Here is a 12,226-nt window from a genome sequence, read left to right on the forward strand (position 1 = left end):
AAAAACCTCAAAAACGCTGCAAATTTCCGAATAATTTCGGCGAAATTCAAATTATCAAAGATAATATTCCCACTCTTGCTCTTCAGGTAGATATTCTACTAAGCCTTGTGTAGTTTTACCTACGGCTACTCTTCCTGATCTTACAAATTCTATAATTCCATGTGGTTTAAGGTATTTGAAAAACTCAAAAATTTCTTCTTCAATACCTGTCTTTTCGATTATAACATAATCCAATCCCCAATATACTACCCATGCTTTATGGATTCTATTGATAGTTTCTATATCTAATGGTTTTCCACCTAATGGTGTAGAAACTTTAAATAGAGCGATTTCGTTGTAAACTATTTCGTCGTTTAAATATCCAAACACTGCCAATACTTCAACTATTTTCCTTATTTGTCGAACGAGTTTCTCTACCTCCTCACGTTTTTCGTGTTTGATAACAATCGTAAACCTAGACACGCCTTTTCTAACTGTTTCAGAAACAGTCAGACTGTCTATATTTATCCTTCTTCTGGTAAAAATAACCGTGATTTTATTTAGTAAGCCTATTGAGTTTTCTGTAAAAACACAAATTGTATATTGCTTCATAAACCGAGTCTTTTTGATATTTTTAAGCAAACAATATGTTCAATTGAGAGCTATTATTTTATTATATTTTTCGAAAATAAAAATTTTGTATTACTCCAATCTGATCTCGCTCACACTTCTGCCAGCGGGAACCATCGGAAATACATTCTCTTCTTTTTCAACCACAACTTCTAAAACATACCCGCCGTCATGATTCAACATTTTATCGATAGCATCACTTAAACCCTCTCTTTCTTCGATTTTTGCACCGTCCAAACCAAAACCTTTGGCTATCATAATAAAATCTGGATTTTGTAGTTCTACGAAAGAATATCTTTTTTCAAAAAACAATTGCTGCCATTGACGAACCATCCCCAAATAATTATTATTCAAAATAATAAGTTTTACAGGCAATTTGCTTTGAGCAATGGTACCCAATTCTTGAATAGTCATTTGGAAACAGCCATCACCAATGAATGCGATAACATCACGGTCTGGTGCTCCCATTTTTGCTCCCAAAGCGGCTGGAATAGCAAAACCCATGGTACCTAATCCTCCAGAGGCTATGTAAGAATTATGTCTTTTAAACTCAAAATACCTAGCCGTAACCATCTGATGTTGACCAACATCCACTACTACACAGGCTTCTCCTTTGGTTTTATCCGAGACCATTTTCACCACTTCAGCCATTTTGATTTTACCTTCTTCTCTAAAATCTCTATCAGAAACTTTTGCTTTTTCTTCAGGCTCTAGTTTCCTGAATTCATTCTTCCATGCCGTAAAATCTTTCTTTTTTACTAAAGGCATTAATAGCTTCAACGTTTCTTTTACGTCTCCCACTACCGGCCCTTCTGCTTTTTTGATTTTATCAATTTCAGCAGGGTCAATTTCAATATGTACAATTGTAGCTTGTTTGGCAAAAAGCTTTGCGTCACCGGTCACTCTATCATCAAAACGCATACCGATAGCTATCAATACATCACATTGGTCAGTCATTACATTAGGAGCATACATACCGTGCATACCCAACCAACCCATGTAGTTTGGATGATCTATCGAAATTCCTGAAATACCCAAAAGCGTACTCGCACACGGAATATCCGTTTTTTCAACAAAAGCTTGAAATTCCTCCATTGCTTCTGAAATAATAACGCCATGACCAAAAAGTATATAAGGTCTTTTGGCCTTATTGATCATTTCTGCTGCTTTTTCTACCTGATCTATTTTCGGAACTCTCCTTGGATGATATCCAGGAAGACCTTCTATTTTCTTATATTCAAAAGGTTTGGTCAGACTTTTTACTTGGGCATCTTTTGTAATATCTATAAGTACTGGCCCTGGCTTTCCTGCTTTTGCAATATAAAATGCCTTGGCCAAAATCATTGGAATTTCGTCAGGATCTGTAATTTGATAATTCCATTTGCATATAGGCGTGGTTATACCAATTACGTCTGTCTCTTGGAAAGCATCCGTTCCCAAAAGGTTTGAAGCAACTTGACCTGTGATAGCCACCATCGGTGTACAATCTATTATCGCATCGGCTATACCAGTAACCAAATTGGTGGCTCCAGGTCCTGATGTAGCCATACAAACACCAACTCTTCCACTTGAGCGAGCATAGCCTTCTGCTGCATGTGAGGCACCCTGTTCGTGACGAACCAAAATATGATTTATTCTATCAGTATAATCATAGAGGGCATCATAAATAGGCATAATGGCACCACCAGGATAACCAAAGATGGTATCTACGTTTTCAGCAACAAAGCACTCCATCAAGGCCTGTCCACCTGACAAAAACTTCACCTCTTCGATTTTGATTTCCTCTTCCATGAAAGCGATTTCTTTACTCATGGTATATTTAGTTTTGTTTGTATTTCTTATTTTTCCAAATCTTATAAGTCTGTAACACAACCTTGGCTGGCAGAACTTACATTTTTGATATATTTCCTCAAAATTCCTTTTGTAAACTTAGAAGGAATCTGTTTCCATTCCGCCCTTCTGCTCGCCAATTCTTCATCTGAAACATGCAGGGTAAGTTTATTATCAACAGCATCAATTGTGATTTTATCGCCGTCTTTTACAAGAGCAATATTACCACCATCAAAAGCCTCTGGCGTAACATGACCCACCACAAAGCCGTGTGTACCACCCGAAAAGCGGCCATCAGTAATCATTGCCACAGTGTTTCCAAGACCTGCTCCCATTACAGCCGAAGTTGGTTTAAGCATCTCTGGCATACCAGGGCCGCCTTTTGGACCTTCGTTTCTGATTACGATTACATTTCCAGGCTTAATTTCACCTTTTTGCAAATATTCTATCACTTCTTCTTCGCATTCACATACTTTGGCGATACCTTCAAACTTCTCACCTTCTTTTCCAGTGATTTTTGCCACTGCTCCATCTGTTGCCAAATTGCCATATAAAATCTGTAAATGCCCACTAGGTTTGATAGGATCAGAAAGCGGATGAATGATTTTCTGATTTTCAAATTCTAACTCAGGCACATCTGCAAGATTTTCTGCAATAGTTTTGCCAGAAATTGTCATACAGTCACCGTGTAATAAGTTATTGTTCAACAAATACTTCATCAATGCTGGCAAACCTCCTATAGCCAACATATCTTCCATGTAATATTTGCCCGAAGGTTTTAAGTCAGCCAAGAAAGGTACGCGGTCGGATATTTCTTGAATGTCTTTTAATGTAAAATCTACATCTGCCGCATGAGCAATTGCCAAATAATGTAAAACAGCATTGGTAGAGCCTCCAAGTGCCATAACTATCGTCATTGCATTTTCAAATGCTTTACGTGTCATGATATCTTTTGGAAGGATATTTAAGGCTAACATGTTTTTCATAGCTACCCCAATTGCTATACACTCAGCAGTTTTGCCTTCGTGTGTTGCTGGAAAACTAGAAGAATTTGGTAAAGTCAAGCCCATTGCTTCCATAGAAGAGGCCATAGTATTGGCAGTATACATACCTCCACAAGCACCTGCACCCGGGATTGCATTTTTTATAACACCTTCATAATCTTCATCTGAGATATTTCCTGCAAACTTTTGTCCCAAAGCCTCAAAAGCTGAAACGATATCTAATTTTTGACCTTTGTATAATCCAGAACGAATTGTGCCTCCATAAACCAACATTGCTGGGCGGTTTAGTCTAGCAATCGCCATCATAGCTCCTGGCATGTTTTTGTCACAACCAACTACTGCAATAACACCATCATACCATTGAGCTGCCACCACATCTTCGATAGAATCTGCGATTATGTCACGACTTGGCAATGAATAACTCATACCGTCGTTGCCATTTGTCATTCCGTCAGACACACCGATAGTGTTAAAAATCAAGCCCACCATGTCGTTCGCTTGAATTCCTTTTTTAACATGCACAGAAAGTCCGTTCAGGTGCATATTACAGGTATTCCCCTCATAACCAGTACTTGCGATACCAATTTGAGGTTTTTGCATATCATCAGAAGTCAAACCGATACCATAAAGCATGGCTTTGGCAGCTGGATTTGTAATTTCTTGCGTAAGGGTTCTGCTAAACTTATTGAGGTCTTGTGACATTTGTATAATAAAATATTTTGTTTTTAGCGAAAATTCGCTATATCTACTATTTCAACTCTACAAATCAAAAAATTTAAAAAGTAAAATCCAAGAAAAATCTTGAATTAGATAGATTGGATTAGTAATCTGGTGGTTAAATGAAATTTTCGCCTTAGAAAAATACAATTATTTTGGCAAGTCAGAGCCGATATTAAACATATCAAACACCTCATTTTTCTTTTTTTGACCAAAATAGTAGCGAATATTTATGCCAAAGCGGCAAAAATCAGTTTTAAGAAGGCTTAAAATTTTAAAATTCCTTTTCTTTATGGAAAATATTATTGGAAAGCATTTACCTTAGAATTATTTACTAAAAGAAACTTATCAGGAAATTTTGCAAAAAATCATTTCCCTTAAGAATTAGTCAACAAGGTTCTCCAAAACTCTTTTTTTGTCTCTATTGAATGGAGGTAGTTTTTCCCAATTTATATTATAATCAATTTATAATTTCTAAAATGAATAGTCAAAAAAAACAGTTGACAAAATCACTATACCCACAAAAAAAGCCGATTCCTTAAAGAAACCGGCCATATTAATATCTTAAAAACCAAAAACCTCACTTCTTCTCCGCCAATTCCTGTATTTTTTGATGGATCATTACTTGGTTGGAGGCTATTTTTGAGAAACCTCTTACGTCGTCGCCTGACCATGCGTTGTTCATTTCTCCATAAGAACCAAATACAGGAGACATTAAATCATAATCTGACTTTATACCTAACACATTGAAATTATAAGGAGCCAATTGCACTCTTACAATTCCACTTACGTTGCTTTGAGAATGATCAAAATATGCTTCAATATCACGTAAAACTGGCTCATTAAATTGGCCTTCATGCAGTAACATTCCGTACCATTCCGCTAAGTTTTGTTTCCAATATTGCTGCCATTTGGTGAGCACGTGTTTCTCTAAAAGATGGTGAGATTTGATGATAATCAAAGGAGCAGCTGCTTCAAAACCAACTCTACCTTTTATACCAATAATGGTATCACCAACGTGCGTATCTCTTCCAATAGCATAAGGAGCGGCTAATTCGTGCACTTTTCTGATAGCATCTACTGGATTTTTGAAACGACGATTGTTTACTGCTTTTAACTCACCTTTTACAAACCCAAGGGTTATTTCCGATGGTTTTTTCTTTGTCAATTGTGTCGGCCAAGCACTTTCGGGTAAGTTATCCCATGAATTAAGCGTTTCTTTGCCTCCAACAGATGTTCCCCATAGTCCTTGATTGATAGAATAGGCAGATTTGTGCCATTCTCTAACAACGCCTTTGGCTATCAAAAACTCAATTTCTTCTTCTCTCGAAAGTTTCAAATCTCTGATAGGCGTAATGATTTCCGCATCTGGCACAATAGTCCTAAAAGCCATATCAAACCTCACTTGATCGTTTCCTGCACCAGTAGAACCATGAGCTATAGCACTAGCACCGATAGACTTTGCATATTCTGCTACTGCTACTGCCTGAAAAATACGCTCAGCACTTACAGAAAGAGGATAAGTATTATTTTTTAGTATATTTCCAAAAACTAAGTACTTTATACATTCCTTATAATATTTATCTGCGACGCGAGCTGTAAAATGAGATTTCACACCCAACTCATAAGCTTTCTTTTCAATATCTTGAATCTCTGCATCTGTAAAACCACCCGTATCAACCAATACAGAATGCACTTCCATGCCTTTTTCTTCACCCAAAAACTTTACACAAAACGAAGTATCCAAACCACCGCTATATGCTAAAACTACTTTTTTCATTTTTATATAAAATAGAATTTCAATAATTGCCGCAAAATTAGGTTTAAATGAACTGAAAATGAAGTTTTATTAAATATAGTTTAATAAAAACAAAAAAGCTACGAGATTATGAAATCCCGTAGCTCTAAATTAGAAATTCGGAATTTTATTGATTCTTATATTTTGCTATATGTGCCTTGATTTTACCTATTCTGTTTTCAGGACTTGGATGCGAGCTCATAAACTCGTCCCTACTTTTTCCTCCTGACGCTTGAGCTAATATTTCCATTACTTCTATCATAGCTTCTGGATCATAACCTGCTTTAATCATATATTGAATGCCAAATTCGTCAGACTCCAGTTCATCATCTCTTCCAAACTTCATCAGTTTCACTTGTGCCACATAATTGGCAATTTGCGAAGCTCCCATATCACCAGCAGCAGCCGTTGCGGCACCTGCCAATCCCTGATAAAACTCAGATTTAGCCATTTGCTCTGATGAATGCCTGTAAACAACATGCCCAACTTCATGACCTAATACTCCCGCAACTTGATCTTCAGATTTGAGTTTACTCAACAAGCCTACAGTAATGAAAACCTGTCCTCCTGGTAGAGCAAAAGCATTTACTGTTTGGGGATCTCTCAATACATGAAAATCAAACCTGTAAGGATTTCCATGGCCTTGAGACTGTACATATTGGCTAAATGTTTTCACAATATGATTGCCAATTCTTTTCACTTGCTCCTGTACTTTGTCGTCAGGATACAAGCCACCGTATTCAGCAGCCATACCTGGTGCAGACTGTAAACCCATAGCAACTTCTTCTGCAGGAGATAAGCTAACTTGCTGTTTTTCACCCGTTAATGGATTTTCTTGTGTTTTACCGTAATAACTAAGAAGAGCCATTCCAGCCATTACAAGGCCGATAACTAATCTCAATTTTAAGCCACTACTGTTATTCATAAGGTAGAAATAAAAATGTTCGGATTGGTTTAATTCATAAAAATAGAATTTTTTAGAAACAAAAAAAACTCTTTGTGGTTTTAAATTTGAATGTTCCAAAAAAAGAAAAAAAATATTTTTGTTACAGACTTTTTAATGTAATTTTGAAATAACGATTTGAGCATAGATATACAAATATACTACTTATAAAATATGACTGACGCAGACCTTAGACTCTCTGAACCTTTACTAATTGAAGACCCCAACAGATTTGTAATTTTTCCTATAAAGCATATAGATATATGGGATTTCTATAAAAACGCCGAAGCCTCTTTTTGGACGGCTGAAGAGTTAGATTTATCGCAAGACACCAAAGATTGGGATAACATGAATGACGGAGAACGCCATTTTATATCTCATGTTTTGGCATTTTTTGCTGCTTCAGATGGTATAGTTAACGAAAACCTTGCAGTTGGTTTTTTATCAAATGTACAATTTCCAGAAGCCAAATGTTTCTACGGTTTTCAGATTATGATAGAAAACATTCATGCTGAAGTTTATTCCCTTTTGATTGATACCTACATCAAAGACCAAAAAGAAAGAGACAGACTTTTGCATGCGATAGACCATATACCCTGTGTTGCCAAAAAGGCTGAATGGGCTATGCGTTGGATAGAAAACGGCAATTTTATTGAGCGTTTAATTGCTTTTGCAGCTGTTGAAGGCATATTTTTCTCTGGCTCGTTTTGTTCAATTTTCTGGTTAAAAAAGAGAGGTTTAATGCCAGGCTTAACTTTCTCAAATGAGTTGATTTCTAGAGACGAAGGCCTCCACAGAGATTTTGCATGTATGCTATATACGGAGTATATCAAAAACAAAATGCCTGAAGCAGATGTTATAAAAATCATCACTGACGCTGTGGAAATAGAAAAAGAATTTGTTTCTGATTCACTTCCGGTATCTTTAATAGGCATGAACTCAGCTCAAATGTGTCAATATATAGAGTTTGTGGCCGACCACCTTTTGGAGCAATTGCAATTGAAAAAGGTTTATAATGCTACCAATCCATTTGATTTCATGGATTTGATTTCATTGCAAGGCAAGACAAATTTCTTCGAGAAACGTGTTGGAGAATATCAAAAAGCGGGTGTGACATCTGACAGAGAAAAGATGTCATTCTCTTTAGACGAAGACTTTTAAGAAAAAACTATTCTTAAAAATAATAAAAACCTCGCCCAGAAAGCGAGGTTTTTTATGTTTTACTATTAACCTAAACAAACCCTATGAATATCAAATTAAATCTGCAACTACCAAAGGACAAACTCCGCAAGCCTTTGGGCCTTCTTGTGCGTACCATCTACAATCATTCATAATAGGACATTTAAGCCCTCGATGATCTATAGCTTCCAGTTTCATCCCATAAACCTTATCTATTACTCCACATTTTTCACCAGTCCATTGTTTGCAGCCTTTTTCAGCACAAGTTTGAGTATATCTAAACTTAGCCTCAGGATTAGAATGAGAATTTCCGAGAGAAATCAATTCTTGGTCAAGTGCGACAGTATGTGGTAGAAATTTCACAAGGCCGTCATTGCCAACAATACCGAAAAGCGATGCCCCTTCGCTGTTGGTAGCGGAAGGGCATGCATACTTTTGTTTTTTCATTTTAGAATTGCTTATAAGTTTTTGCTTTATTAAGCAATCCTTCATTTTTGAATTTTTTAAGCCAAATGCCTAACCACTCCGGGTTTATCCTCAGTTTTGTACCGATAGATTTACTGATTTGGGCATCTACCAAATGTTTGGCTACTAAAGAGTTCACCTCTTTCTCTAAACCTTTCAGCTGGGTGCTGGATAGATCAAATCCTTCTAAAACAATTTCTAATTTTTGATTTTTCATGGCAATAAATTTTGTTAATCAAAATTATATCTAACCATTGAATGATTTTAGCGTAGTTTTTCTTGAATATAAAAAGCGTAATATTACCTATTGAAATGGATTTTTACCTTGAAGAAAGTTATTTGGATAATAAATTTCGCATAAATGAAGTCAGAATTTTCAAGCCATTTTCAAAATGTTTATTGTTGTTGATAATTATATCTGCGTCCTGTTTAGTTGGTTTTATGAATCTCTCATAAGTGGGAGCTACATGATTTTCCCATCTATATAGCACCGAATCAAGATCATAACCCCGTTCGTTATTGTCTCTGATTATCCTTCTTCGGATTTTGATATGCTCAAGGGCATCAATAAAAACCTTTAAGTCGAGGAGTTTGGAAATATATGGATCATGAAAAACAAAAATACCTTCTACTACTATAATTGGTGCAGGTTTAAACTCCAGAGTTTTTGCAATTGCATCGGCTTTTTCGAAAGTATATTCTTTTTTAAGGACGACTTTTCCGTTCTTTAAGTCTTCAATATGTTGTGCAAATTCTTCAAAATCAATTGATTCTGGCAAATCAAAATTCTCAACTTTGTTTTCGTCTTTTGGTACTAAATCTATTTTTTTATAATAGTTATCTTGCGAAATCAAACAAACTTCATCAGCAGTAAAATGACTTAAAAGACTATGCAAAAAATAAGTTTTACCTGAAGCACTGCCTCCTGTTATTCCGATTATGTAAGGCTTAGCATTCAAATTCACTAGATTTTAATAAAATTTTAACAAGAATATTTTTTCGGATGCAAAAATAATAAAAACTCGTATCCAAACTTCATTTTACTTAAAATCAATCTATTCTATTTTTAAACCAAAACGTAAAAACACTCGTTGAAGGATTATGAATGAAATCTCAATATTGGGCTGTGGTTGGCTTGGAAAACCTTTAGCCTTGGCTTTGCAAAATTATAATTATGCTGTAAAAGGAAGTGCAACTTCTATCGAAAAGGCCCAACATTTAGCTTCGCTTGGAATCAAATCAAGCCAAATTATTCTAAATCCTGAGTTAAAAGGAGAAATTGATTTTTTTGAAAGTGAAATATTAATAATTGCCATTCCACCAAAAGTAAAAACTAATGGAGAGGACTTTTTTTTATCTCAAATAAAAACTATAACTGAAAATTCTCAAAAAGTAAAAAAAATAATATTTATAAGCTCTACTTCAGTTTACCCAAATTTGGGTAAAAAAATGATAGAGGAAGACGCTGATATTTCTCATTTTCTTGTAAAAGCCGAAAATCAAATTATTGATTCTGCAAAAAACAGAGATCAAAAATACCTAATATTAAGGTTTGGCGGCTTGATGGGGTATGACAGAAATCCATGCAAATACCTTAAAAAAGAAGCAGAAAACGACACTTCAAGGGTAAACTACATTCATCAAGATGATGCTGTTGGAGTTATTTTATATTTATTAGAAAATAATATTTGGAACGAAACATTTAATATTGTCAGCCCAGAACATCCTCAAAGAGCCGAAATTTGGAAAACTTGTAATGCCGAAAATACCAAAATGGTAAATCTTTCGAAAGTAACCACCAACAAAATCGTTAGTGTTGAAAAGTTTTTAGAATTGAGCAATTACTCTTTTCAATATCCTGACCCTTTGTCCTTCAAGTATTTATAATAGTCTAAACCAAAAAACATTCTTTCAAAAATGGTTTTCCAAAAAATACTTTGAAATATTTTTGGAAAACTACTTGGAAGAATTCAATTGCTCAGTTACTTTTGCACCCACATTACAGGATTGGCTTATGGTGTAATGGTAACACAGCGGTTTTTGGTGCCGTTATTCCAGGTTCGAGCCCTGGTAAGCCAACAGAAAAAGTCGCTTTCGAGCGACTTTTTTGTTTTTCTACCCTTTTTATCTTCAAACACTTGCTAATCCTAAAACTTTTTGCCTAATTGAATTCCAAATTTTACCCCTTTTAAAATATGCAATTTTCTGAAAAAGACCTTAAACAGATAGCCGAGAGAGGCAGCGACGTAAAAACTATAGAACAACAAATAGAAAACTTTAAGTCTGGGTTTCCATTTATGACTGCCAGAAGAGCGGCAACCATAGGGGATGGCATGATTAAATTGGATGATACAAAACTCAAAGAATACCTTGAAGTATTTGAAAACCAATCTACTAAGAAAAAACTATTGAAGTTTGTGCCAGCATCTGGTGCTGCGAGCAGAATGTTCAAATCGCTTTACGCTGCCAAAGACGAGGGAAAATCGGACAAATCGGTGGAGCAATTTCACGAAAACCTAAAGAGCTTTGCATTTTATAATAGTCTCTCGAAATATTTAGGAAATGGCGAAAAACAAGCCAGTTTAGAAGCTTTGCTAGGTGCCAATGGATTAGACTATGGCAATTTACCAAAGGGCCTTTTAGAGTTTCATAGCTATGGCAATACCACTAGAACTGCAATAGAGGAGCACTTGGTAGAAGGTGCCTTATATGCCAACAACAAGGGCAAAGTAAGATTACACTTTACAGTTTCGCCAGAGCACAAAAAGAAATTTAGGGCTTTGATAAACACTGTAAAAAGTCAATATGAGCAAACTTACAATGTAAAATACGACATAACTTTTTCTGAGCAAAAAGCTTCTACAGATACAGTAGCAGTTGATTTAAACAATGAACCATTTTTAGACAATCAAGGCAAAATGCTTTTTCGTCCAGCTGGACACGGAGCACTTTTAGAAAATCTCAATGATATAGACGCCGACGTAATTTTTATAAAAAATGTAGACAATGTGGTTCCTGACCATTTAAAAAACGAAACAATAACCTACAAAAAAGCTTTGGCTGGTCTTTTGTTAGATTATCAAAAACAAATATTTTATTTCTTAAAAAGACTTCAAAAGCCTAAACCTACCACCTATATGGTTAATAAGGCGGTTAAGTTTATTAGAGAAACACTGAATGTAGAAACCCCGAAAGGATTCAGACTTTGGATACCTGAGCAAAAACTCCAGTTTGCACTTTCTAAACTAGATAGACCATTGCGAGTTTGTGGAATGGTTAAAAATGTAGGAGAACCTGGCGGTGGACCTTTTTGGGCGAAAAACAGCGATGAATCTATTTCGCTTCAGATAGTAGAGTCCGCTCAGTTTGACATGAAAAACAAAAAGCAAAAGGAGATTTTTGAGAATGCTACGCATTTTAATCCAGTAGATTTGATATGTGCCACTAAGAATATCAAGAAAGAGAAATACGATCTTTTGAAATTTAGAGATCCAAAAACTGGATTTATAACTGAAAAATCGCAAAGTGGCAAAACGCTTAAAGCCCAAGAGCTACCTGGTCTTTGGAATGGAGCAATGTCAGATTGGAATACTTTGTTTGTAGAGGTACCATTGATAACCTTTAACCCTGTAAAAACAGTAAATGATTTATTAAGAAAAGAGCACCAACCTGCTTAAAATC

General features: G+C 35.6%; 11 protein-coding genes and 1 tRNA gene. 4 read left to right on the plus strand and 8 right to left on the minus strand.

Translation table 11 applies throughout. The features are described 5' to 3' along the window. Positions 1 to 54: 54 nt before the first annotated feature. The 5 genes from ilvN to EGI22_RS16385 all read right to left on the minus strand — a co-directional run bounded on the left by ilvN (position 55) and on the right by EGI22_RS16385 (position 6,859). Positions 55 to 591 (minus strand): acetolactate synthase small subunit, encoded by a 537-nt coding sequence (gene ilvN, locus EGI22_RS16365; protein ID WP_255069495.1) that lies wholly within the window; start codon positions 589 to 591, stop codon positions 55 to 57. 90 nt (positions 592 to 681) lie between these two features. Beyond that, the gene (ilvB, locus tag EGI22_RS16370; RefSeq protein ID WP_255069496.1) at positions 682 to 2,421 is read right to left on the minus strand and encodes a biosynthetic-type acetolactate synthase large subunit; all 1,740 of its coding nucleotides are present in this window, start codon (positions 2,419 to 2,421) and stop codon (positions 682 to 684) included. A gap of 41 nt (positions 2,422 to 2,462) precedes the next feature. Continuing rightward, a complete protein-coding gene (gene ilvD / locus EGI22_RS16375; protein WP_255069497.1) occupies positions 2,463 to 4,145 on the minus strand; it encodes a dihydroxy-acid dehydratase in 1,683 nt (560 codons plus the stop codon). A 595-nt stretch (positions 4,146 to 4,740) separates the two neighbouring features. Next, positions 4,741 to 5,940, minus strand: coding sequence for an argininosuccinate synthase (locus tag EGI22_RS16380; RefSeq protein ID WP_255069498.1), 1,200 nt, complete (start codon positions 5,938 to 5,940; stop codon positions 4,741 to 4,743). 145 nt (positions 5,941 to 6,085) lie between these two features. Next, positions 6,086 to 6,859 (minus strand): M48 family metalloprotease, encoded by a 774-nt coding sequence (locus EGI22_RS16385; RefSeq protein WP_255069500.1) that lies wholly within the window; start codon positions 6,857 to 6,859, stop codon positions 6,086 to 6,088. A 216-nt stretch (positions 6,860 to 7,075) separates the two neighbouring features. Here EGI22_RS16385 and EGI22_RS16390 point away from each other — a divergent pair, with 216 nt between their 5' ends. Then, positions 7,076 to 8,062 carry a ribonucleotide-diphosphate reductase subunit beta gene (locus tag EGI22_RS16390; RefSeq protein ID WP_255069501.1) on the plus strand — a complete coding sequence of 329 codons (987 nt, stop codon included), beginning with the start codon at positions 7,076 to 7,078 and terminating at the stop codon, positions 8,060 to 8,062. 90 nt (positions 8,063 to 8,152) lie between these two features. Here the strand turns inward: EGI22_RS16390 and EGI22_RS16395 are convergent, their stop codons facing one another. The 3 genes from EGI22_RS16395 to udk form a co-directional block, all read right to left on the minus strand. Then, positions 8,153 to 8,527, minus strand: coding sequence for a hypothetical protein (locus EGI22_RS16395; RefSeq protein ID WP_255069502.1), 375 nt, complete (start codon positions 8,525 to 8,527; stop codon positions 8,153 to 8,155). A 1-nt stretch (position 8,528) separates the two neighbouring features. After that, a complete protein-coding gene (locus tag EGI22_RS16400; protein WP_255069503.1) occupies positions 8,529 to 8,762 on the minus strand; it encodes a hypothetical protein in 234 nt (77 codons plus the stop codon). Positions 8,763 to 8,880: 118 nt separating this feature from the next. Next, a complete protein-coding gene (gene udk, locus EGI22_RS16405) occupies positions 8,881 to 9,504 on the minus strand; it encodes a uridine kinase (protein ID WP_255069504.1) in 624 nt (207 codons plus the stop codon). Positions 9,505 to 9,646: 142 nt separating this feature from the next. Here udk and EGI22_RS16410 point away from each other — a divergent pair, with 142 nt between their 5' ends. The 3 genes from EGI22_RS16410 to EGI22_RS16420 all read left to right on the plus strand — a co-directional run bounded on the left by EGI22_RS16410 (position 9,647) and on the right by EGI22_RS16420 (position 12,222). Beyond that, positions 9,647 to 10,432, plus strand: a complete 786-nt coding sequence (locus tag EGI22_RS16410) for an SDR family NAD(P)-dependent oxidoreductase (protein WP_255069505.1) — start codon at positions 9,647 to 9,649, stop codon at positions 10,430 to 10,432. 121 nt (positions 10,433 to 10,553) lie between these two features. After that, positions 10,554 to 10,624, plus strand: a tRNA-Gln gene (locus EGI22_RS16415). A gap of 116 nt (positions 10,625 to 10,740) precedes the next feature. Continuing rightward, on the plus strand, positions 10,741 to 12,222 hold the full coding sequence (locus EGI22_RS16420; protein ID WP_255069506.1) for a DUF4301 family protein: 1,482 nt from the start codon (positions 10,741 to 10,743) through the stop codon (positions 12,220 to 12,222). Positions 12,223 to 12,226: the final 4 nt, after the last annotated feature.

Source organism: Lacihabitans sp. LS3-19 (assembly GCF_024343575.1).
Taxonomy (GTDB): Bacteria; Bacteroidota; Bacteroidia; order Cytophagales; family Spirosomataceae; genus Leadbetterella.

Bases quoted from the DNA above. Each gene is read 5' to 3' on its own strand.
- ilvN (WP_255069495.1), bottom strand. From the start codon at position 591: ATGAAGCAATATACAATTTGTGTTTTTACAGAAAACTCAATAGGCTTA.
- ilvB (WP_255069496.1), bottom strand. From the start codon at position 2,421: ATGAGTAAAGAAATCGCTTTCATGGAAGAGGAAATCAAAATCGAAGAG.
- ilvD (WP_255069497.1), bottom strand. From the start codon at position 4,145: ATGTCACAAGACCTCAATAAGTTTAGCAGAACCCTTACGCAAGAAATT.
- EGI22_RS16380 (WP_255069498.1), bottom strand. From the start codon at position 5,940: ATGAAAAAAGTAGTTTTAGCATATAGCGGTGGTTTGGATACTTCGTTT.
- EGI22_RS16390 (WP_255069501.1), top strand. From the start codon at position 7,076: ATGACTGACGCAGACCTTAGACTCTCTGAACCTTTACTAATTGAAGAC.
- EGI22_RS16395 (WP_255069502.1), bottom strand. From the start codon at position 8,527: ATGAAAAAACAAAAGTATGCATGCCCTTCCGCTACCAACAGCGAAGGG.
- EGI22_RS16400 (WP_255069503.1), bottom strand. From the start codon at position 8,762: ATGAAAAATCAAAAATTAGAAATTGTTTTAGAAGGATTTGATCTATCC.
- EGI22_RS16410 (WP_255069505.1), top strand. From the start codon at position 9,647: ATGAATGAAATCTCAATATTGGGCTGTGGTTGGCTTGGAAAACCTTTA.
- EGI22_RS16420 (WP_255069506.1), top strand. From the start codon at position 10,741: ATGCAATTTTCTGAAAAAGACCTTAAACAGATAGCCGAGAGAGGCAGC.